Origin of the sequence: Bradyrhizobium sp. USDA 336 (assembly GCF_044908355.1) — a bacterium.
Classification (GTDB): domain Bacteria; phylum Pseudomonadota; class Alphaproteobacteria; order Rhizobiales; family Xanthobacteraceae; genus Bradyrhizobium; species Bradyrhizobium yuanmingense.
The window spans coordinates 4,858,684-4,879,518 of sequence record NZ_JBIYDC010000002.1 but is presented as its reverse complement, the minus strand read 5'-3'; the positions used below and the strand labels follow the sequence as shown (position 1 = coordinate 4,879,518).

The 20,835-nt window shown below is 65.2% G+C and carries 26 protein-coding genes and 1 tRNA gene; 16 read left to right on the top strand and 11 right to left on the bottom strand.

Annotation, left to right across the window (positions count from 1 at the left end):
• Window positions 1-17 precede the first annotated feature (17 nt).
• Together ABIA45_RS23895 and ABIA45_RS23890 are read right to left on the bottom strand one after the other, a co-directional pair.
• The gene (locus ABIA45_RS23895) at window positions 18-749 is read right to left on the bottom strand and encodes an SDR family NAD(P)-dependent oxidoreductase (protein ID WP_271539296.1); all 732 of its coding nucleotides are present in this window, start codon (window positions 747-749) and stop codon (window positions 18-20) included.
• A 65-nt stretch (window positions 750-814) separates the two neighbouring features.
• Window positions 815-1,006, bottom strand: a complete 192-nt coding sequence (locus ABIA45_RS23890) for a hypothetical protein (protein ID WP_271539294.1) — start codon at window positions 1,004-1,006, stop codon at window positions 815-817.
• Window positions 1,007-1,134: 128 nt separating this feature from the next.
• On the opposite strand from ABIA45_RS23890, the gene ABIA45_RS23885 reads away from it, so the two are divergent.
• Together ABIA45_RS23885 and ABIA45_RS23880 are read left to right on the top strand one after the other, a co-directional pair.
• Window positions 1,135-1,356 (top strand): hypothetical protein, encoded by a 222-nt coding sequence (locus tag ABIA45_RS23885; RefSeq protein WP_271539292.1) that lies wholly within the window; start codon window positions 1,135-1,137, stop codon window positions 1,354-1,356.
• 22 nt (window positions 1,357-1,378) lie between these two features.
• Window positions 1,379-2,332, top strand: coding sequence for an aliphatic sulfonate ABC transporter substrate-binding protein (locus tag ABIA45_RS23880; RefSeq protein ID WP_271539290.1), 954 nt, complete (start codon window positions 1,379-1,381; stop codon window positions 2,330-2,332).
• A gap of 14 nt (window positions 2,333-2,346) precedes the next feature.
• On the opposite strand, the gene ABIA45_RS23875 is transcribed toward ABIA45_RS23880, so the two are convergent.
• The 4 genes from ABIA45_RS23875 to ABIA45_RS23860 form a co-directional block, all read right to left on the bottom strand.
• The gene (locus tag ABIA45_RS23875; protein WP_404653904.1) at window positions 2,347-2,850 is read right to left on the bottom strand and encodes a DUF6496 domain-containing protein; all 504 of its coding nucleotides are present in this window, start codon (window positions 2,848-2,850) and stop codon (window positions 2,347-2,349) included.
• 69 nt (window positions 2,851-2,919) lie between these two features.
• The gene (locus ABIA45_RS23870) at window positions 2,920-3,702 is read right to left on the bottom strand and encodes an alpha/beta fold hydrolase (protein ID WP_271539286.1); all 783 of its coding nucleotides are present in this window, start codon (window positions 3,700-3,702) and stop codon (window positions 2,920-2,922) included.
• Window positions 3,703-3,706: 4 nt separating this feature from the next.
• Window positions 3,707-5,002: an O-acetylhomoserine aminocarboxypropyltransferase gene (locus ABIA45_RS23865; protein ID WP_275498436.1), complete on the bottom strand. Its 1,296-nt coding sequence runs from the start codon at window positions 5,000-5,002 to the stop codon at window positions 3,707-3,709.
• Between the two features lie 191 nt (window positions 5,003-5,193).
• Window positions 5,194-6,003, bottom strand: coding sequence for an IclR family transcriptional regulator (locus ABIA45_RS23860; RefSeq protein WP_404653902.1), 810 nt, complete (start codon window positions 6,001-6,003; stop codon window positions 5,194-5,196).
• Window positions 6,004-6,134: 131 nt separating this feature from the next.
• On the opposite strand from ABIA45_RS23860, the gene ABIA45_RS23855 reads away from it, so the two are divergent.
• From ABIA45_RS23855 to ABIA45_RS23830, 6 genes are read left to right on the top strand one after another with little or no spacing between them, the layout of a single operon-like run.
• Window positions 6,135-7,100: a tripartite tricarboxylate transporter substrate binding protein gene (locus tag ABIA45_RS23855; RefSeq protein WP_225189545.1), complete on the top strand. Its 966-nt coding sequence runs from the start codon at window positions 6,135-6,137 to the stop codon at window positions 7,098-7,100.
• A gap of 3 nt (window positions 7,101-7,103) precedes the next feature.
• Window positions 7,104-7,721, top strand: coding sequence for a flavin reductase family protein (locus ABIA45_RS23850; RefSeq protein WP_404544167.1), 618 nt, complete (start codon window positions 7,104-7,106; stop codon window positions 7,719-7,721).
• 52 nt (window positions 7,722-7,773) lie between these two features.
• Window positions 7,774-8,634 carry a fumarylacetoacetate hydrolase family protein gene (locus tag ABIA45_RS23845; RefSeq protein ID WP_404653900.1) on the top strand — a complete coding sequence of 287 codons (861 nt, stop codon included), beginning with the start codon at window positions 7,774-7,776 and terminating at the stop codon, window positions 8,632-8,634.
• A gap of 3 nt (window positions 8,635-8,637) precedes the next feature.
• Window positions 8,638-9,441 carry a 2-oxo-hept-4-ene-1,7-dioate hydratase gene (hpaH, locus tag ABIA45_RS23840; protein WP_404653899.1) on the top strand — a complete coding sequence of 268 codons (804 nt, stop codon included), beginning with the start codon at window positions 8,638-8,640 and terminating at the stop codon, window positions 9,439-9,441.
• A gap of 25 nt (window positions 9,442-9,466) precedes the next feature.
• Entirely contained in the window at window positions 9,467-9,862 is a 396-nt protein-coding gene (locus ABIA45_RS23835; protein ID WP_404653897.1) for a RidA family protein, read from the top strand.
• Between the two features lie 12 nt (window positions 9,863-9,874).
• Complete coding sequence (locus ABIA45_RS23830; protein ID WP_404653895.1) at window positions 9,875-10,750, top strand: amidohydrolase family protein; 876 nt, start codon at window positions 9,875-9,877, stop codon at window positions 10,748-10,750.
• A gap of 73 nt (window positions 10,751-10,823) precedes the next feature.
• Here ABIA45_RS23830 and ABIA45_RS23825 read toward each other — a convergent pair whose 3' ends face one another.
• Both ABIA45_RS23825 and ABIA45_RS23820 read right to left on the bottom strand, forming a co-directional pair.
• Entirely contained in the window at window positions 10,824-11,552 is a 729-nt protein-coding gene (locus ABIA45_RS23825) for an autoinducer binding domain-containing protein (protein WP_404653893.1), read from the bottom strand.
• A gap of 113 nt (window positions 11,553-11,665) precedes the next feature.
• Entirely contained in the window at window positions 11,666-12,673 is a 1,008-nt protein-coding gene (locus tag ABIA45_RS23820) for an LLM class flavin-dependent oxidoreductase (RefSeq protein WP_404653891.1), read from the bottom strand.
• Window positions 12,674-12,922: 249 nt separating this feature from the next.
• Between ABIA45_RS23820 and ABIA45_RS23815 the strand changes: the two genes are divergently transcribed.
• The 4 genes from ABIA45_RS23815 (at window position 12,923) to ABIA45_RS23800 (ending at window position 15,716) form a co-directional block, all read left to right on the top strand.
• Window positions 12,923-13,426 carry a Twin-arginine translocation pathway signal gene (locus tag ABIA45_RS23815; protein WP_271539266.1) on the top strand — a complete coding sequence of 168 codons (504 nt, stop codon included), beginning with the start codon at window positions 12,923-12,925 and terminating at the stop codon, window positions 13,424-13,426.
• 13 nt (window positions 13,427-13,439) lie between these two features.
• Window positions 13,440-14,078 carry a ferric reductase-like transmembrane domain-containing protein gene (locus ABIA45_RS23810; protein WP_404653890.1) on the top strand — a complete coding sequence of 213 codons (639 nt, stop codon included), beginning with the start codon at window positions 13,440-13,442 and terminating at the stop codon, window positions 14,076-14,078.
• 99 nt (window positions 14,079-14,177) lie between these two features.
• Window positions 14,178-14,966 (top strand): class I SAM-dependent methyltransferase, encoded by a 789-nt coding sequence (locus ABIA45_RS23805; protein WP_404544147.1) that lies wholly within the window; start codon window positions 14,178-14,180, stop codon window positions 14,964-14,966.
• 273 nt (window positions 14,967-15,239) lie between these two features.
• A complete protein-coding gene (locus ABIA45_RS23800; protein WP_157283270.1) occupies window positions 15,240-15,716 on the top strand; it encodes a Crp/Fnr family transcriptional regulator in 477 nt (158 codons plus the stop codon).
• A gap of 126 nt (window positions 15,717-15,842) precedes the next feature.
• Here ABIA45_RS23800 and ABIA45_RS23795 read toward each other — a convergent pair whose 3' ends face one another.
• The 3 genes from ABIA45_RS23795 to ABIA45_RS23785 form a co-directional block, all read right to left on the bottom strand.
• Window positions 15,843-16,046, bottom strand: a complete 204-nt coding sequence (locus ABIA45_RS23795) for a hypothetical protein (protein ID WP_036026980.1) — start codon at window positions 16,044-16,046, stop codon at window positions 15,843-15,845.
• Between the two features lie 797 nt (window positions 16,047-16,843).
• Complete coding sequence (locus ABIA45_RS23790; RefSeq protein ID WP_404653888.1) at window positions 16,844-17,194, bottom strand: RidA family protein; 351 nt, start codon at window positions 17,192-17,194, stop codon at window positions 16,844-16,846.
• Between the two features lie 79 nt (window positions 17,195-17,273).
• Window positions 17,274-17,348: transfer RNA gene (locus ABIA45_RS23785), tRNA-Thr, on the bottom strand.
• 314 nt (window positions 17,349-17,662) lie between these two features.
• Between ABIA45_RS23785 and ABIA45_RS23780 the strand changes: the two genes are divergently transcribed.
• The 4 genes from ABIA45_RS23780 (at window position 17,663) to ABIA45_RS23765 (ending at window position 20,745) form a co-directional block, all read left to right on the top strand.
• Entirely contained in the window at window positions 17,663-17,851 is a 189-nt protein-coding gene (locus tag ABIA45_RS23780) for a hypothetical protein (protein ID WP_404653886.1), read from the top strand.
• Window positions 17,852-17,890: 39 nt separating this feature from the next.
• Entirely contained in the window at window positions 17,891-19,597 is a 1,707-nt protein-coding gene (locus tag ABIA45_RS23775; RefSeq protein ID WP_404655733.1) for an FAD-dependent oxidoreductase, read from the top strand.
• A gap of 123 nt (window positions 19,598-19,720) precedes the next feature.
• Complete coding sequence (locus ABIA45_RS23770) at window positions 19,721-20,029, top strand: EthD family reductase (RefSeq protein ID WP_157283268.1); 309 nt, start codon at window positions 19,721-19,723, stop codon at window positions 20,027-20,029.
• Between the two features lie 206 nt (window positions 20,030-20,235).
• The gene (locus ABIA45_RS23765; protein ID WP_404653885.1) at window positions 20,236-20,745 is read left to right on the top strand and encodes a hypothetical protein; all 510 of its coding nucleotides are present in this window, start codon (window positions 20,236-20,238) and stop codon (window positions 20,743-20,745) included.
• The last annotated feature ends 90 nt before the right edge of the window (window positions 20,746-20,835 follow it).

The window sequence follows — 20,835 nt, the reverse complement described above, 5'->3', positions numbered from 1 at the left end:
GAGGTAAGAGCCATCACTCAATTAAACGCCATCCCGCCGCTCAGCGCGATGGTCTGTCCGGTCATGTAGGCGTTGTCGACCAGCAGCATCACGGCCTTCGCCACCTCGTCCGCCGTGCCGAAGCGGCCGAGCGGGATGCGGGTGACGAGCTGGGGCTGGCTGCTCATCATGTCGGTCTCGATCAGCGAGGGCGCCACCGCGTTGACGGTGATGCCGTCCTTCACCAGCCGCGCCGCATAGCCTCGCGTCAGGCCTTCCAGGCCGGCCTTCGATGCATTGTAGTGCGGGCCGATCGAGCCGGCACCGCGCGCGGCGCCTGAGGAGATGCTGACGATGCGGCCCCATGTCCGCGCGCGCATCGACGGCAGCACCGCCTGCGTGCACAGGAAAGCGGATTTCAGGTTGACCAGGATGGTCCGGTCGAAATCGTCCTCGGTGAGATCGTCGACGCCGCGCGTGATGGCGATACCGGCATTGTTGACGAGGATGTCGATCGGCCCGAGCCCGGCCGTGACGCGCTCGACCATTCCGGCCACGGCCTCGGCTTGCGAGACGTCGGCGGCAACGACGATGGCGCGGCCGCCCTGTTTGCCGATCTCGCCCGCCAGCTGCTCGGCCTGGCCGATTCTCTCGCGGCAGTTGATCGCCACCGACGCGCCTGCTTCGGCCAACGCACGACAGACAGCGGCGCCGATTCCGCGCGAGCCGCCGGTGACGAGCGCCGTGCGCCCCTTCAGAGTATCCGCCATGCCTGGAACCTCCCATATCATTGGCCTTGGGAGCGTATCACGCCCGCTGCTTGCGCGCGTTGAACTCATCGCGAGACGAATCCGTCTATCAGTGCTTGCGGCGGGAGAAGCGCCCGAACGCGCGCGCCGTAAATTTGGATAGCCATTTCATTGACCAATCGTGCCGATCGCTCGATATTCGAGGCATCGAAACTGCTCATCAAGCCTGAAGCCGCACTATGAAAACCGATCACCAGCGCAATCAGAACGACATGCATGCGTGCATGACGCGGCGCTGTTTCTCGGCGGCAACGGGCGCCTGTTGTTGTTGCTGACCGTCTCCTAGCAGCACCTCACATCGACAATCCCAAGACAGGAACGCCGAATTTCCGGCGAACGAGCAGTCATGTCCCAGACCCAGTCGAACGCCTACATCATCGAGATCCAGGACCGCGCCGCCGGCATCGTCACGCGCGATGAGCGCGGCTTCCGCTTCTTCTCCTCCGAGCGCCTGTTCGACAGCCTCGAAGGCTGCCAGTTCCGTTCGGCCCGCGAGGCCGAGCGCGCCGCCCGTGCCGTCTTCTCCGAGCGGAGCGGCCGCGCGAGCTCGCAACTCTTTCCCAACTGATCCAATCGAAGGGACCCGCCTCATGATCACCCGACGACACATTCTGGCAACGACGCTGTTGCTTGCGACGGCCCTAGCTGCACCCGTCCACGCCGAGGACAAGCCGGCCGAGATCCGCATCGGCACGCAGAAGGGCGGCTTCTTCCCGGCGGTGCGCCAGCGCCAGACGCTGGAGAACGCCTTCAAGCCGCTCGGCATCGAGATCAAGTGGGTCGACTTCCAGTTCGGTCCGCCGCTGCTGGAGGCCATCAATGTCGGCAGCGTCGATTTCGGCTATGTCGGCGACTCCCCGCCGATCTTCGCGCAGGCCGGCGGCGCCAAGATCCGCTACGTCGCTGCGGTGAAATCGGAAGGCAACACCCAGGCGATCATCGTGCCGAAGGATTCGGCCATCAAGACGCTCGCTGATCTCAAGGGCAAACGCGTCGCCTTCGGCAAGGGATCCAGCGCGCATAATCTATTGGTCGCCGCGCTCGAGAAGGCCGGCCTATCCTGGTCCGACATCACGCCGGCGCCGCTCGCACCTGCCGATGCGACCGCCGCCTTCATCAAGGGTTCGGTCGATGCCTGGTCGATCTGGGATCCCTATCTCGCGCTCGCCGAGCTGAAGCAAAAGGCGCGGGTCATCGCTTTCGACAAGGACGTGCACAAGCCGAATGCGTTCTACATCGCCAACACGGATTTCGTTGATAAATATCCTTCGCTGGTCGCGAAGCTCAACACGACCTTTGCCTCCGAGGGCGTCTGGGCCAACGAACACCACGAGGACGTCGCCAAAGCCCAGGCAGACGCGACCGGCGTCGACATCGAGGCCGTCCGGCGCTTCGTGGGTCGATCAAACTTCCGCGTGGTGCCGCTGGATGCCGAGATCATTGCAAGCCAGCAGGCGGTCGCCGACCGTTTCGCAAAGCTCGGCCTGATCCCGAAGCCCGTCAACGTCTCCGGCATCGTCTGGAAATGGAATCCAGGCTCCTGAACCGGCGTAATTGATCAGCTCCGGCGGCGGGCGCGGGTGCGCGCCGCCTTCTTGGCGGCGGCGGAGCGGACCTTGGCGCCCTTGGTGTGGCTTGCCTTGCGCGCGGCGGCTGAACGGGACGCTGCGGGTCGGCGGCTTGCGGCTTGCTTGGCCTGTTTCGATAGCGCACTGTGCGATGCGGTCGATCGCGGTTCCTTCTTCAGAGCGTTCGTGGCGGCGCGCGATACTTTCGGCCTCCGCTTCGGCGTGCGTTTGCCCTGGCCGACCTCGTAAGCGTACTTGGCACTGCGCCGCGTCGCCTTCGTGGTGCGCCCTTTGCGCGGTGGCGGCAGATCGACACCGGCGCGACGCGCTTCGGAGAGGCCGATCGCGATGGCCTGCTTGGTCGAGCGCGCGCCGTGCTTGCCCTTTCGGATCTTGTCGATCTGGTCCTTGACGAATTCGCCGGCCTGCGTGCTGGCGGACTTGCCGGCGCGCTTGTCTTGCCTGGCTTTGCGAATGACTTCCTGTCTCGGCATGGTCGGGTTCCCCTTTCTTGAGTGAGAGGGATGCTTGACCGCAACGCGCAAGACATAAGATTGATCCGCTTAGTTCCTCAGCGCCGCCAGCAACTCGTCCGGCCGCTCGGCCATGATCATGTGGCCGGCACCGGGCACCACGACGGTCCTTGCATGCGGGATCGCGGCGGCGAGCGCCTTGCCGGCCTTCGCCGGCGTCATCATGTCCCGCTCGCCGAGGACCAGCGTCGTCGGCACCTTCACGGTCGCCGCAGCGGCAAGCGCATTCGTATAGGCGTTGCAGGCCGACAGATCCCTGAACAGCACGCCTGGCTCGCATGCCCTGAGCACCGCCTGCGCGCCGCCATGCATCCACAGGCCCGGCGCCAGGCTGCCGCCGAGCTCCGCGTTGAACCCGAGGCCCCAGATCGAGACCATGTCGTTGGCATCCTGCGAGTTGGCTTCGGCGGCTTTCAACAGATCCGGCCCCACCGTCATGGTCGCGGCGGTGCCGATCAGGCTCAGCGCTGACACCTTGTCGGGATGTCGCGCGGCGGTCTCCAGCGAGATCAGCGAGCCCATGGAGTGACCGATCAGATGCGCCTTTGCGGCGCCCGCCGCATCGAGCAGCGCCGCGGTCCAGTCGGCCATCTCGGCGATGCTGCCGAGCGAGGGCCCAGTAGAGCGGCCGTGGCCGGGCAGGTCGGGCGCCAGCACGGCAAAGCCATGATGGGCGAACCAGCGCGTGTGCAGCGCCCAGGTCGAATGGTCGAAGCCGGCGCCGTGGATGAAGACCACCGCGGGCAGGGATTTGTCGAAGTCGCGGCCGCCGGTTGCGACAAACACATCGGCGCCGTTGACGGAAAGCTTCATGGTGTCAGGCCTTTTGCGAGATGCGCAGCGCTTGGTTGAGGTCGTCGATGATGTCGCTTGCGGTCTCGATGCCGACCGAGAGCCGCACCAGCTCCTCGCCGATGCCGGCCGCTTTGAGTTGCTCGGCGTCCATCTGCTGATGCGTGGTCGAGGCCGGATGGATCACCAGCGTCTTGGCGTCGCCGACATTGGCGAGATGGCTGATCATGCGCAAGCTCTCGATGAACTTGCGTCCCGCGGGCCGGCCGCCCTTGATGCCGAAGGAGACGATCGAGCCGGCACCGCGCGGCAGCAGCGTCTTTGCGAGCTGGTAGTCCGTATGGTCCTCGAGCGACGGGTGCAGCACCCAGTCCACGGCCTTGTTGGACTTCAGCGCCTCCAGCACCAGATGCGTGTTCTGCATATGGCGGTCCATGCGCACGCCGAGCGTCTCGACGCCCTGGAGCAGCTGGAACGCGTTGGTCGGCGACAGGCAGGCGCCGAAATCGCGCAGGCCTTCCGTGCGCGCGCGCATGATGAAGGCGGCGGTGCCGAACTGCTCGTCGAAGACGATGCCGTGATAGCCGCCATAGGGCTCGGTCAACACGCCGAACTTGCCGGAGGAGCGCCAGTCGAAGCGGCCGCCGTCGACGATGGCGCCGCCGATCGCGATGCCGTGGCCGCCGATCCATTTGGTCGCCGAATGCATCACGATGTCGGCACCGAGCTCGATCGGGCGGCTGAGATAGGGCGTGGCGAAGGTGTTGTCGATCAGAAGCGGAATCTTGGCCTCATGCGCGATCGCCGCAACCTTCGGGATGTCGAGCACCTCGAGCCCGGGGTTGCCGATGGTCTCGCCGATCACGAGCTTCGTGTTCGGTTTGATCGCCGCGCGGAATGCGTCGTGATCGCGTGGTTTCACGAACGTCGTGGTGATGCCGAAGCGGGGCAGCGTGTGCGCCAGCAAATTGATGGTGCCGCCGTAGAGCGAGCTCGATGCCACGATGTGGTCGCCGGCATTGAGCAGCGTGGCGATGGCCAGGTGCAGCGCCGCCTGGCCGCTCGCCGTGCAGATCGCGCCGACGCCGCCTTCCAGCGCCGCAAGCCGCTCCTCCAGCACGCCGGTGGTCGGATTGGAGATGCGCGTATAGATGTGGCCGGCGCGCTCCAGGTTGAACAGCGCGGCGGCGTGATCGGAATCCTGGAACACGTAGGACGTGGTCTGGTAGATCGGCACCGCCCGGGCGCCGGTCGTGGGATCCGGATGCTGGCCCGCATGCAGGCTCAGGGTCTCGAAGGCAGGCGGTTTCGGCGCGGGCATGCGTGGCCTCGTTGGTCGGTCGGCGATGGCGCGTTGTGCCATAAAACGGAGCGGTACGTCAGCCCATTGACAGCCCACACAAGAGGTCGTCATGCCCGGGCTTGTCCCGGGCATCCACGTCTTTCGTGCCGCTGGAAGGCGTGGATGGCCGGGACAAGCCCGGCCATGACGCCGTCGCAGGCTATCGTGCACTAGCCAAGATTGCCGCGAATAGCCTGCTCGATCATCCGCGCCTCGCGCAGCAGGATCTCCGCGACCTCCTGCTCGCGCCTTGGCCCGAGCCGCGTGCGAACGGCGGAGACGGTCATCGCTGCAGCCGGTTGCCCGTCCGGCGTCTTGATCCAGGTCGAGATCGATTTCGTCCCCTGCACCAGTCCGATCTCTCTCATGCCGTATCCGAGCCGCCTGGCGGCGGTGACCTGGCCGAGCACGGTCGCGACGTCGGTCCGGTAGGCCTCGAACCGCTTCTCGTTCGCCGCGACGATCTTGCGCGCCTCCTGCGCCGGCATCGCGGCGAGGATGGCAACGCCGGCGCTGGAGACGCCGAGCGGCCGCCGCGCGCCGACCTCGATCGACAGCACCTGGATCGGATAGACCCCGATCCGGCGATCGACGCACAGCGTGTCGTTGCCGGTGCGCACCGTCAGGAACAGCGTGTCGCCGATCGCGGCTGACGCGCGCTGCAGCGACGGATTTGCGGCGACCAGGAGCCGCGATGGCCGCGGACGCGCCAGCGCCAGCTCCGGCACCTGGTTGCCGATCGCGTAGCGGCCGCTCCTGCCGTGCCGCTCGACGATGCCTTCCTCGATCAGCACGTGGACGATGCGATGCACGGTGGGGCGGGTGAGGCCCGTGGTGCGGACCACCTCGGCCAATGGCACACCGTCCTCGCGTCCTGCGGCCAGGATGCGCAGCACCGCGAGTGCGCGCCGGATCGCCTGCGCGCCCTCTCGCGGTTCCACGGCGCTGCGAGCCGATTTCGTTACGCGCCTCTTGTCCATAATATGGACAAGAACGCCACAATTCCCTCGACAGGGCAAGCACGCATCTGGAGATTGCGCTCCGATCGGGATGCCATGCACGACGTCATCTGCACCCGATATGGAATTTGAAGCGCCGCCGGGAGGTTAACATGAGATTAATCTGGATTGCCATCGCTGCAGCAGCCGCAATGTTGGCGGGACCCGCCTCCGGCCAGCAATGGCCGGCGCGCAACGTCAAGCTGATCGTGCCCTATCCCGCCGGCGGCAATGTCGACAGCGCCGCGCGCATCGTCGCCGACAAGCTCCAGGAAAAGCTCGGCCAACCCTTCGTCATCGAGAACAAGGCAGGTGCCGGCGGCATGATCGCGGGCGAAGCCTTCGCGAAGTCGGCGCCCGACGGCTACACCCTGTTCGTCGGCGCCAACGGCCCGGTGCTGTTCGCGACCGAGATCAACAAGCGCGACGCCTATAATTGGAAGAAAGACTTCCTCCCGATCTCGACGATTTCGATGACGCCGCTGGTGCTCGAGGTTCATCCCTCGGTGCAGGCGACCACGCTCAAGGAGTTTCTCGACCTCGCCAAGCGCGAGCCCGGCAAGCTGACCATGGCCTCGCCCGGCCCCGGTACCACGAACCACCTGCTCAGCGAGCTGATGCAGTCCAGCCTCGAGCTGCAATGGGTCACGGCGCATTATCGCGGCAATGCGCCGGCCATCAACGATCTCCTGGGCGGTCAGGTGCAGTTCGCCTTCGACCAGCTCACGGTCAGCCTCCAGCACATCAAGGCCGGCCTGTTCCGCGCGCTCGCCGTCACCTCACCGCATCGATTGAAGTCGCTGCCCGACGTGCCGACCTTCGCCGAGCTCGGCTACAAGGATTTCGACGGCCAGACCTTCACCGGCCTGTTCGCGCCCGCTGGCACGCCTGCGCCCATCGTCGAGAAGCTGCACGAGACGCTGGTCGCGATTCTCAAGGACCCCGCCGTGGTCGACAAGTTCGAAAAGCTCGGCGGCGAAGCCACGCCGATGACGCCGGCCGAATTCAGGGCCTATCTCGAGCGCGAGGACGCCAAGTGGATTCCGGTGGTGCGCAAGGCCAATATCAGGGCGGATTGATCGATGCGGATCGATCCGACCGAGCTCGGCGCCGAGCGCATCTACCGCCTGATGACCGGCATCGTGGTGCCGCGCCCGATCGCCTGGGTGACGAGCCTGTCAGCTACGGGCGTGCTCAATCTCGCTCCGTTCAGCGCCTTCACCTTCGTCTCGCAGAAGCCGCCGATGCTCGCCATCAGCGTCGGCCGCAAGGGCGACGACTACAAGGACACCGCGCACAACATCCTCGACACCGGGGAATATGTGATCCACATCGCGGATACGCCGCTGATGAATGCCGTGCACGACAGCTCGGTCGAGCATCCGCCTGAAATCAGCGAGGTGGAGCATCTCGGCCTGGAGACGCTCGCGAGCGAGCGCATCAAGGTGCCGCGGCTTGCCGCCGCGCCGGTCGCGATGGAGTGCCGTTTCCGGCAGTGCCTCGAATTCGGTGACGCCAAGAGCCGGCTCATCGTCGGCGAGGTCGTGCTGTTCCATTTGCGCGACGGTCTCGTCAACGACGGCAAGGTCGAGACCAGGGCGCTCGACCCGATCGCGCGCATCGGTGGCCCGCGCTACGCCCGCCTCGGCGAGATCGTGACGCTGGGCAGCGTGTTCCAGACTCCCAAGTCGAAAGACTGAGCGTGCGGGCCTCATCGCCGGCCGCCGCCCCAAGATCATCGGAGGACATACAATGCGACTGCTGAGCTATCTGCTGGACGGCGAGACGCGCTATGGCGCGGCCGTGGACGGCGGCGTGGTCGATCTGACCAGGCGCATCGGCCGCGACTATTCGGATGTGAAGGCGCTGATCGCGGCCAATGCACTCGCCGAAGCGCAGGAGGCCATCGCGGGCCAGAAGCCCGATTACACGCTGGACAAGCTCGTCCTGTTGCCGCCGGTGCTGGCGCCGGAGAAGCTCTGGTGCATCGGCGTCAACTACGCCGAGCGCAATGCGGAGTATAAAGACAATTCCGACCTGCCCAAATACCCCAGCCTGTTCGTGCGCAGCATGTCCTCGATGACGGGCTCCGGTCAGCCGATCGAGAAGCCCAAGGTGTCCGATCAGCTCGACTATGAAGGCGAGCTCGTCATCGTGATCGGGCAGGGCGGCCGCCACATTCCGCGCGACAAGGCTTGGTCGCACATCTTCGGCATGACCTTGTGCAACGAGGGCACGATCCGCGACTGGCTGCGCCACGGCAAGTTCAACGTCACGCAGGGCAAGAACTTCGATCGGTCCGGCAGCATCGGCCCGTGGATCGTCACCGCCGACGAGCTCGACCCGCGCGGGCCGCACGACATCATGACGCGCGTCAACGGCGAGCTGCGCCAGCAGGACACCACCGAGCGGCTGATGTTCCCGTTCGACTTCCTGATCTCTTATCTCTCGACCTTCGCGACCCTCAAGCCCGGCGACATGATCGTGACAGGCACGCCGACCGGCGCGGGCGCGCGGTTCGATCCGCCACGCTGGCTGAGGGACGGCGACGTCGTCGAGGTCGAGTCCAGTCGCATCGGCGTGCTGCGCAACACCGTGGCGGCGGAGCAGTAAACGATGCTGGATTCCGCCACGATCGAACGCCTCGCCGCGCGCCTCGACGAAGCCGAGCGCACCAAGACGCTGATCCCGATGTTCACCAAGGACTATCCGGAGTTCAGCATCGAGGATGCCTACGCGGTCCAGCGCGCCTGGACGAAACTCCAGCTCGGCCGCGGCCGAATCATCAAGGGCCACAAGATCGGCCTGACCTCGAAGGCGATGCAGAACGCGGTCGGCATCAACGAGCCCGATTACGGCGTACTGTTCGCCGACATGTTCTATGCCGATGCCACGCCTGTTCCGTTCGACCGCTTCCACGCGCCGCGCATCGAGGTCGAGCTCGCCTTCGTGCTGAAGGCGCCGCTGCGCGGGCCCGACTGCACCATTTTCGACGTGCTCAACGCCACCGACTACGTCACGCCTGCGCTGGAGATCCTGGAGACGCGCATGCACCGCGTCGACCCCGAAACGGGCAAGACGCGCAAGGTCATGGACACGATCTCGGATAACGCGGCAAATGCCGCGCTGGTGCTCGGCGGCCGGCCGATCCGCCCGATGGATGCGGACCTGCGCTGGATCGGCGCATTGCTGTTCCGCAACGGCGAGGTCGAGGAGACTGGGCTTGCCGCCGGCGTGCTCAATCACCCCGCCAACGGCATCGCCTGGCTCGCCAACCGCCTCGCGCCGCATGACGAGCATCTCAAAGCCGGCGAGGTCGTGCTGGCGGGATCGTTCACGCGGCCCGTCGACATCCGCCGCGGCGACACTTTCCATGCCGATTACGGTGCCTTCGGCTCGGTGTCGTGCCAGTTCGTCTGAAGCAACAACACAAAGGGAGCGCACCATGAGTGGTCAAACGCGGCGCAGGAGCGTCCACATCGGCGGCTTCAAGCACGTCAACCCGATTCCGAACGCCTGCCGCATCGGCAATCTCGTGATGTCCGGTGTCATCCTCGGTCGCGACCCCGGGACCAATGCGATGCCCGAAAGTCTGGACGCCCAATGCGCCAACATGTTCGCGCATATGAAGGCGACGGTGGAGGCCGCCGGCGGCTCGACCTCCGACATCATCAAGATGACGGTGTGGCTGAAGGATCGCGGCAATCGCGGCCCGGTCAATGTCGAATGGCTGAAGATGTTTCCGGACGAGCATTCGCGCCCCGCACGCCACGCGCTGCCGATGGACAACATGGATGGCGGCGCGCTGGTGCAATGCGACTTCACCGCCGTGATCGACTGAGGGAGCGCTTCCATGCCGACCTATCTGCCGTTCGACCCCAACCCGCGCCGCCCGATCAAGGCGCCGCCGCCGAAGTCCATCGACAGCCAGTTCCACGTGCTGGGGCCGATCGAGAAATATCCTGAGCGTCCCGGCGCCGCCTATCGGATGCCGACGGCGACCTGGGACGCGGCGCTGCGCATGCACAAGACGCTCGGCATCGAGCGCGGCATCATCGTGCAGACCACGACCTACGGCGCGGACCATGCCGTCGTGCTCGACGGCCTTGCCGCGATGGGCCCGAACTATCGCGGCTGCGCCAATGCGCTGGTGTTCGCGGAAGCCAGCGACGCCTATCTCGCAAAACTGCATGACGCCGGGGTGCGCGGCGCGCGCTTCAGCTTCCGCCAGGAGCTCGGCGCCGTACTGTCGGACGCCGATTTCGCCCGCGCCATCGCCCGCATCCGCGAGCTCGGCTGGTACGTCAAGATCCAGCCTGAGAAGGACGGCATCGTCTCGAGCGTCGCCAAATACGAAGATCTCGACGTGCCCGTGCTGATCGACCACATGGCGCGGCCCGACCCCGAGGCCGGCAGGAACGATCCGAACCTTCGCAAGATGCTGGAGCTGCTCGCCAAGGGCAATTTCTGGGTCATGCTCTCGCTCGGCGAGAAGACCTCGAAGGCCGGTCCTCCTTACGACGACGTGATCCCGATCGCGCGCGCGTATATCGAGGCCGCCCCCGACCGCTGCGTCTGGGCCAGCGACTGGCCGCATCCGGTCTCGGTGAAGCAGCCGCCGAACGATGCCGATCTGCTCGAGCTGATGTACCGCTACGCGCCCGACCAGGCGGAGCTGGAGAAGATCCTGGTGCACAATCCGGCCAAGCTGTTCGGCTTTCCGGACTAAAGCATGCTCCGGACAAGGGCGGTGCGGTTTTCCGAAAAGTTCATGCGCAAACGACGACCCGCAGCACTACGGCTCAGGGCGAGATCATCCGGTCGCGCATGGCGATCATCACGGCCTGCGTGCGGGTGGTCGCGCCGAGCTTCTTGCAGCAGCTCTTGACGTGCGCCTTCACGGTGCGCGGCGTGATCGCCAGGGCGTCGGCGATGTCTTCGGTGGATCGTCCGATTGCGGCCAGAGTCAGCACCTCGCACTCTCGCAGAGACAGCGCGAGTGTCCGCGCCTCGGGCTGGCCGCGCAGCGTCAGCGCCCGGTCGAAGGCATAAAGCGCCATGAGATGGAGAGCCGCCAGATCACGCTCCGGCAGGTCGATCGCGCGGCCGCCGAAGAATATATGACCGATGCGGTTGGCGGGTGAAGCGATCGGGACCATCACGCCGTCGTTCAGCCCGAAGTCGCGGGCGCGGCGAACCAGTTCGACCGCGCGCGGCTCCCGGATCGGATCGAACGGCGCTTCCCTGAGCCATCGGAACGGGCGCAGTGTCGTCTTGCAATGGCGCAGCGCCGGATCGTCCCAGACGTACTGCTCGGTGGAGTACATATCCAGAAAGCCGCGCGGCAGCTGATGGGCGAGAACGGCCTCGCGCGGGGTTTCGGTCGAGAGCGGGGCGACATAGGCGCAACAGAACTGGTCGGCGCCGTACTGGCCGAGCATGCGTCCCATGGCGTCCAGGACACTCGCGGCGTCGGAAAGCACTTGCACCGTCTCGATGAACTCGAAGGCGCGGCTTCGGATCATATCCATCGTTGATCCTCCGATCAGGCCTTGAGGGATCGGCGCTGCGCTACCCTTCCATATCCCGAGTTTAGGACGCCATTGCGGAGCCTGCAATCTCACGCTGTTCAGCCGGGGCCGGTTCAGCGATTAGGCGACGCCGCCAGCCGGTCCCGCACCTCCGCGGCGATCTCGAACGAGCGCAGCCGCGCCGTATGGTCGTAGATCTGCCCCGTCGTCATCAATTCGTCCGCGCCGGCTTCAGTGATCAGCGCCTTCAGCTTCGCTTCGACCACATCGGGCGACCCGACCGCCGAGCATGACAGCGCGTGCGCAACGCCGGCCTTCTCGGCCGGCGACCACAACGCGTCCATGTCCTCCACCGGCGGCGGCAACGGCCCCGGCGTGCCGCGGCGCAGGTTGATGAATTGCTGCTGCAGCGAGGAGAACATCCGCTGTGCCTCTTCATCGCTGTCGGCCGCGAACACGTTGACGCCGATCATCGCATAGGGCTTGTCGAGCTGCGCCGAGGGCTCGAAGCGCGCACGATATTCGCGCAGCGCCGGCATCATCATCTGCGGCGCGAAATGCGAAGCGAACGCGAACGGCAGCCCCAGCATCGCGGCAAGCTGCGCGCCAAAGGTGCTCGAGCCCAAGATCCACAGCGGCACCTTGGTCCCCATGCCGGGCACGGCGCGGATCGCCTGGTTCGGCTGCACGTCGCCGAGCAGCGCCTGCAGCTCCAGCACGTCATGCGGAAAGTTCTCGGACGTGGTGGCGAGGTCGCGACGCAGCGCCCGCGCGGTGAACTGGTCGGTGCCCGGCGCCCGCCCGAGCCCGAGATCGATCCGTCCGGGATAGAGCGATTCCAGCGTGCCGAACTGCTCGGCGATGACCAGCGGCGAATGGTTCGGCAGCATGATCCCGCCGGAGCCGACGCGGATCGTTTTCGTTCCGCCCGCGATGTGGCCGATCACCACCGACGTCGCCGCGCTCGCGATGCCCGTCATGTTGTGATGCTCGGCCAGCCAGAACCGCTTGAAGCCCCACGTCTCGGCATGCCGGGCCAGATCGAGCGAATTACGGAACGCCTGCGCCGCGTCGCCGCCCTGGCGAATGGGTGCGAGGTCGAGCACGGAGAAGGGGATCATGGAGGGCTGCCGGTGTGGAGGGGCCGCGTGACGGTGCGCGCTTGCAGGACACATGTAGTGGCAGCGCGCAGAATAGGTAGAGCACTTGCGGGCCCCTCTTGTCAGCTCATCTGAGAGATGCACGCCGCGAAGACGGCCGTTCACAACACTGTTATTGCAGGCCCTGGCGCCCCTCGCGCCAACTGGGCGTTTTACATCTGGTAATGTAGCTTGCGGGAGGCAGCTGCGCTGCTGCCAGGAGGAACTGACATGACCACGGTCGTATTCACCCGTCGCAACCTCCTCGCTGCCGGCGGCTCCGTCCTCGCAACGGGCCTTCTGGCAACCGGCGCTCCCGGCCTTCTGCTGCCCGCCCGTGCGAGCGGCCTCGCACCGACCGAGTCGATGTCGGGCGGCGCGAACAATTACCGCAAGGGCGCGGCGATCGTGGAGCGGATCGGCAAGGGCGGTTTCTGGATGAGCGGCACCGTGCGCCGCGCCGGCGACGGGGCTCCGCTGGCCGGACAGCGCATCCAGATCTGGGCGCACACCGTCGAAGGGCGGGAGCACGAGCCGCAGAGCCACGGCGCAACGCTCACCGACAAGGACGGCAGGTTCCGGCTGGAGATGCCGCAGATCATTCCGATCTTCGGCCAGCCGCACGGCCACCTCGCCTATGACAGCGGCGAGTTCAAGACCGTCTTCCTGCGGCCGGTGATGCGGAGCGCCAAGGAGACCAGCCTCGAGGCGCACTTCGTGCTGCAGCCGGCTTGAACCCGACTTGCAGATGACGCGATGGAGATCGGCCCGGGCGCCCCTGATCTGGGGCGCCCTTGGCTTGGCGATCGGCGTGCCGGTTGCGCTTGCTGCAGCCAGCGAGCAGCTGGCATGGCGCGATCCTGTCTACATTATCGCCGGCTTCGCCGGGATCATCGCCCTCGGTCTCGTGCTCGTGCAGCCCTTGCTGATCGGCGGCTACCTGCCGCGATTGTCGGCCTATCGCGGCAGGCGCGCCCATCACTGGATCGGCGGCGCGCTTGTTCTGGCCATTCTGATCCATGTCGCCGGCCTCTGGATCACCAGCCCGCCCGACATGGTCGACGCACTGACCTTCTCATCGCCGACGCCGTTCTCTCCCTTCGGCGTGACCGCGATGTGGGCCATCTTCGCGGTTGCATTCCTGGCTCTGCTGCGAAGGCGGTTGGGATTGCGGCCGCGAACCTGGCGCATCATCCATATTCCCCTCGCCATCGTCATCGTCGCAGGCAGCGTGGTCCATTGCCTGCTGATAGAGGGGACGATGGAGACAATCTCGAAGGCGGCGCTCTGTGCGCTCGTCCTCGCGGCGACGGTGAAAGTCATGATTGACCTGCAGGTGTGGCGGAAGCGAAAGACGCCGCGCGGGGAGAATGTCGCGCGGCAATAATCCGGCGGATCAGGTCAGTTCCAGGACTTCCCCAGTCCCATCTCTTGTGCGCAGAATGGCGCGCGCCAAGCATCGTCATCGGGCCGGGAGGATCTCGACATGGCAGAGCAGACCATTCGCTTCGACGATGGTGCCGCCTACGAGCAGATGATGGGAATCTGGAGCCGGTTCGCCGGCGAGATATTCCTTGATTGGCTGGCGCCTCCTGCAGGCTTGCGTTGGATCGACATCGGCTGCGGCAACGGCGCCTTCACTGAACTCCTGGTCGAGCGCTGCAGCCCCGCCGAGGTCCAGGGCATTGACCCCTCGGCCGAGCAGCTTGCTTTTGCGCGCACGCGACCTGCGGCGCGCGTGGCAAAGTTTCACCAGGGCGATGCGATGGCACTTGCTTTCGCCGACGCCAGCTTCGATGCGGCTGTGATGGCGTTGGTTCTGGTGTTCGTTCCGGATCCCGCCAGGGGCGTCAGCGAAATGGTGCGGGTCGTTGTCCCCGGCGGTGCGGTCATGACGTATATGTGGGACATGTTGGGTGGCGGCTTTCCGCTCGACCCGATCTATGACGAGATGAAGGCAATGGGCATTCCGGCAACGCGCCCGCCACGGATGGACGCCTCTCGCATGGAAGCGTTGCGGGACCTGTGGCGAGGAGCAGGTCTCGAGGACGTGCAAACGCGAGAGATTACGGTGCAACGAACGTTTTCAGATTTCGATGACTTCTGGGCAATCAGTCTGAAGTCCCCCGCGCTCCGGCCTTCCGTTGCCGCCATGAGGCCCGCAGACGTCGAGACCCTCATCGCGCGGGTGCGTGCAAGCCTGCCGGCGCATGCGGACGGTCGCATCACCTGCGCTGCGCGCGCGCACGCGATCAGGGGCCACCGGCCCCAATAGCTCGCACTGTGCGGCCCGTAGGATGGATAGAGCACTTGCGAAACCCATCATCTTCGCCACCGCACGAGTCTGATGGGTTTCGCTGCGCGCGGCAGTGGTCCAGAGTCGAGAGGTGAAATTTCTCGCCGCGTCATTGCGAGGAGCCCTTGCGACGAAGCAATCCAGACTGTTTCCGCGGACACATTCGTGGATTGCTTCGCTACGCTCGCAATGACGGAACCTGGCTGCACCGCTTAGCTTGCCGCAGCCTTCGACCGGGCGTAACCTCGCGCGATGACCGTCACGGCCCCCGATCTGAAAGCGTTCCTGCTGGCGACGCCGTTCTTCGGCGGGCTTTCGGAGGCAGGCCTCGACCTCTTGATCTCGATGCTGGTCGAGCGCCGCTTCGAAGCCGACGCGACCGTTGTGGCCGAGGGTGAGCCGGGACGTTCGATGTTCATCGTCAAGTCCGGCCGGCTGGCGGTGAGCAAACGCACGCATGCGGGCAGGGTCATCCCGATATCGCGTTTGGAGCCTGGCGATTTCTTCGGCGAGATGACGCTGATCGAAATGCAGAACCGTTCCGCCACTGTTATCGCGGAGGCGCCGACCGTGCTGTACGAGCTGACGGCCCAAAAGCTCTATGCCTGCTACAAGGCTGACATCCACGCCTACGTGATCGTCCTGCAGAACATCAATCGCGAGCTATGCCGGCGGTTGCGCCGTTCGGACGACCGCTTCGCAGCACTGCAAATGAAGGGCGACCATTGATGGTGCGCAGTGCGTAGGATGGGTAGAGCCCTTGCGAAACCCATCATGTTTCGTGGCTCGACAAGGAGCAGATGGGTTTCGCTTCGCTCAGCCCATCCTACGGGCTACTGAGATCCTCGACGCGCATCACGACTTGTCGTGCGCGTACTTCTCCAGGACCAGCCGATTATACTCGTCCCTGACGGCTCTGCGGGAAACATGCCCCTTCCGGTCCTTGGCGATTTTCAGAAGATCAGGATCGGTCGGCGCTTTTGACTTCCGCCGAAATCTCGCAAGGAGAGGAATCGTCGGCTCCGACATCCTTCCAAACAGGCGGTCGAACCATCCCATTGTGTCCTCCCGGACAGGTCGCGAGCGGAAAGACTATCACCATGAAATGAGGGGTCAACGTGCCGTGTGACCGCATCTTTTGAAGAGCCGCAACCGGAAGGATCGCAACGCTTCTGTCCCGTCGGGCAAAACAACGCCCCTCCGCGCAGCCCCGTCAACCCCTCCCGCGAAAATATTCCACTTTACCGAAATTCGGAATTGCGGTATCCATCGCGCATCCCGGCCCAGGGCGAGGGGCGATCGTACGTCGTCACGAACGAGGGCCAGGGTGCGGTGGACGCGGCTGCGTCGGGCACGCGGGGCGGGACCAGGGCGAGATGAACCTCGTGAGGTCTCACAGCGTGCGGAACGGACGGCGCCAACATCCGGCGAAGCCTCTTGGCGGAGCCGGAAGCTGCGTACGGCAAAACCGTGTGGTCCTGACCGTCGTTGCTACGGTCAAGCCTTGCGGAGATGCATCTCGGCTCAACCGGGCCTTGAGGCATCGTCAATTCGCGAGGTGACGGAGGCCAGAAGGAACTCGGCTCCGGGGAGAGCAGGCATAAGCCGTCAAACCACTGCGCAGGGAAGGCCGTGTGTTGGGCTTCACCTGTATGCCGCTGTGCAGTTTTCTGCGTGTGCTGTCGCACAGCGGACCGTGGGTGCCAGCCGGCACCCGGCCTTCCCTGCGCCCTCTTCATAGAAGGGGGACAAGGAAACGAGCAAAACTCGGGCGTTTCGGGCCGCGAGAATGCCGAGCCATGTATGGAAAACTGGCGAAATGACGGAACTTGCTCTTCTCGCCCGTCGCTCGAGGATCACCGGCGCGCGGCGATCGCCGTCAGCTCCAGCTTGACGCCCGGGCCGAGATCCGCAACGCCGATCGCGGCACGCGCCGGCAGATGCTCCGCGGTGAAATAGCGCTTCCACACCTGGTTGAACGCGGCCTTCTCAGTGAGGTCGGCCATGAAGATCGTCACCTGGAGAACGCAGGACAGATCGGAGCCGGCTCCCTCGAGCAGGATCTTCAACTGGCGCAGCACATCCTCGGCCTGGCCCGCCATGTCGAGCCCGGCATCTTCAGGGACGATGCCGCCGAGATAGAGCACGCCATTATGCTCGACGATTTCGTGGAGCAGTCCTTCATAGGGCAGGGAACGTGTGATCACGATCGCATCCGTGGGTGCCTGCGGTCTCGCTGACAGGCGCAAGGCCAGGTTCAACAAGGCTCGCGTCGATGGAGAGAGCTGGTGCTGCCAGACAGGATTGAACTGTCGACCTCTCCATTACCAATGGAGTGCTCTACCACTGAGCTACGGCAGCATGTGCTGGGACAAGAATCGGCCGCCCGAGGGGCCTACCAAGCGGGCCGATATCTGCCACAAGCCCCCCTCCTGTGCAAGCTTGCTAGCCCGACCAAAACGAGAAAATCGGGCCGATATCGGCGCCAAAATGCCCGTTTTCGCCCAAACCGGCCGAGTTCGCGCCGATCGGGGTCTGATATCCCTGCCCAACTGGTCAGTTGGCCTGGAGTTCGGATTCGATCCATCTCGCGTTTCACATGGGCGTATCGCGTTGCCTCTTGAGCTGCCACACTTCGATGGCATCCTGCTGCCGGTTGCTGGGACGGAGCCGCGATGGCTGACGAGACTGACAAGAGCGCGAGGCAGGCGAAGGCGTCCCGGGACGACCGGCTGAAATCGGCGCTGCGCGAAAACCTGAAGCGGCGGAAACTTCAGGCGCGCGAACGCGCCACAATCACCGACCCCTCGCAGAACGACGATGGTTCCCTAAATGAGGGGGCCGCCGGCAAGACCTCTCGTTGAACGCCGGCGGCTGGAAATTTTGGAGTGCAGGCAGTGGCCATGGGGCAGGACGACACACAACGAACCGATCGTGATGCGCAGCTGATGCGGTTCACCCGCCCCGAGCAGACCTTTCCGGCGCTGACCCCCGCCGAGATCGAACGGATCAGGCACTTCGGCGAAATCCGCACCTATGCCGACGGCGAGTTGCTGTTCGAGACCGGCAAGCCCGGGCCCGGCATGTTCGTGGTGCTGGCGGGCCACGTCGCCATCACCCAGCGCGACGGTCTCGGTCACGTCACGCCGGTGATCGATCAGGGGCCGGGGCAATTTCTGGCCGAGCTCGGCCAGCTCTCGGGCAGGCCGGCCCTGGTCGACGGCCGCGCCGAAGGCGATGTCGAGGTGCTGCTCGTCCCGCCGGACCGGCTGCGCGCGCTGCTGGTGGCCGAAGCCGAGCTTGGCGAGCGCATCATGCGCGCGCTGATCCTGCGTCGGGTCAATCTGATCCAGGACGGCATCGGCGGCCCCGTGCTGATCGGGCCCTCGAACTCCGCCGGCGTGGTGCGCCTGCAGGGCTTTCTCACCCGCAATGGCCAGCCGCATCATCTGCTCGATCCCGAGAGCGAGCATGACGCCGCCGAACTGATCGCGCGCTATTCGCCGAAGCCGGAGGATTGGCCGCTCGTCGTCACGGCCGGCGGCACGGTGCTGCGCAATCCCAGCGAGACCGAGCTCGGCCGCGCCATCGGCATGATCGGCGGGGCCAAGGACAACCGCATCTACGATGTCGCCATCGTCGGCTGCGGACCGGCGGGGCTCGCCACCGCGGTCTATGCGGCGTCCGAAGGTCTCTCGGTCGCGGTCGTCGACACCCGCGCCTTCGGCGGCCAGGCCGGCGCCAGCGCGCGCATCGAAAACTATCTGGGCTTCCCGACCGGCATCTCCGGCCAGGCGCTGGCTGGGCGCGCCTTCACCCAGGCGCAGAAGTTCGGCGCCGACATCATGATTCCGATGTCGGTGAGCTCGCTGGATTGCTCGCGCGTCAACGGCACCTTCGCGCTGGCGCTGGATTGCGGCGAGACATTGCGCTCCCGTTCGGTGGTGGTCGCCAGCGGCGCGCGCTATCGCCGTCCCGACATCGCCAACCTCGACAAGTTCGAGGGCCGCGGCGTCTGGTACTGGGCATCGCCCGTGGAGGCACGGCTCTGCGCCGGCGAGGAGGTGGCGCTGGTCGGCGCCGGCAATTCGGCCGGTCAGGCCGCGGTGTTCCTGTCGGGCCACGCCAAACGCGTGCTGATGATCATCCGCGGCGGCGGCTTGGGCGCCAGCATGTCGCGCTATCTCATCGAGCGCATCGAAGCGACCCCGAACATCGAATTGATGTTCAACACCGAGATCACCGCGCTCGAGGGCGACGAGGCCTCGCTACTGCGGCGCATCCGCTGGAAGAGCCGGCTGTCGGATGACGAGGATTCGGCCGACATTCGCAATCTCTTCCTGTTCGTCGGCGCCGATCCCGCCACGTCCTGGCTCGACGGCTGCGGCGTGACGCTCGATCGCGGCGGCTTCGTCGTCACGGGCGCGCAATCCGAGCAGAACCAGGGCAAGCTGGTCGCGCCGCTCGAGACCTCCGTGCCCGGCGTCTACGCCGTCGGCGACGTTCGCTCCGGCTCGGTCAAGCGCGTCGGCGGCGCCATCGGCGAGGGCGCGCAGGTCGTGGCCTCCCTGCACGGCTATCTCGGCGACGCCGCAAAACCGGCGCTTTAGGCAAGGACAAGACAGGCAATGGCAAGCCGAATCCGGCTTGCCATCTTGCCGACAACTACAGACTATCCCCTCGTCGCGAGGCCAATCGCGCGCGAAAAAACAAGGATTCAACGGGAGGACCAAATGGCTGAAATCGTCGTGCTGTACAAGACACCCAAGGATGCCGCCGCGTTCGACAAGTACTATGCCGAGACGCACATCCCGCTCGCCAAGAAGCTTCCCGGCCTGAAGAACTACGCCGTCAGCAAGGGGCCGGTCGCATCTCCCGCAGGTCCTTCCGGAATCCACCTCGTCGCCATTCTCACCTTCGACAGCGTCGCCGACATCCAGGCCGCCTTTGCCAGCGAGGAAGGCAAGGCGACCGGTGCCGACGTGCCGAAATTCGCCAGCGGCGGCGCCGACATCCTGATCTTCGACACCAAGAACGTGTGAAGGATCGATTCAACTTTCGTTGAATCCCGCAGATCACAAACTGCCGTCGTTTGTGACAGCGCTGCAAAAAGATCAGTCATGCGCTTGTCGATTTCGCACGACGACGCATGGCTGCGCTCATGCATGTGACGACAAGGCAGGTGGTAATCCGATGAGGACCGTAATACTATTCTCGTCACCTCAACGCGGAGTGTAGGAGAGATGTCATGATGCTTGGCTTGAGTTTGCCCGCCCTCACGCTAATCCATGTCATCATCAGCCTGATTGCCATCGTCGCCGGGCTCGTCGTGATGTTCGGCCTGCTCGGCTCGAAGTCGATGCCGGGCCTGACTGCGATCTTCCTGCTGTTCACCATTCTCACCAGCGCCACCGGCTTCCTGTTTCCATTCAAGGAGCTGCTGCCCTCGCACATCATCGGCATCATCTCACTGGTGCTGCTCGCGATCGCCTGTTTCGCGCTGTACGGCATGAAGCTCGCCGGCGTCTGGCGTCCGGTCTACATCGTGACCGCGATGATCTCGCTCTATTTCAATGTCTTCGTGCTGGTGATCCAGTCGTTCCTGAAGGTGCCCGCGCTTGCCGCGCTCGCGCCCGCCGTGCCGCCGGCGCCGCCATCGGGGCCGGTGTTCGCCGTGGTGCAGGGCATCGTGCTGGTGTTTTTCGTCGTGCTGACCATCGGCGCCTGGCGCCGCTACAAGCCCCTTGCGTTTGCCTGATCGGCACCCCCTCGTCATTCCAGGGGATCGCGCAGCGATGAGCTCAGGTGCGCAATCGCGCACCTGAGAATCTCGATTTAACAATCTTCA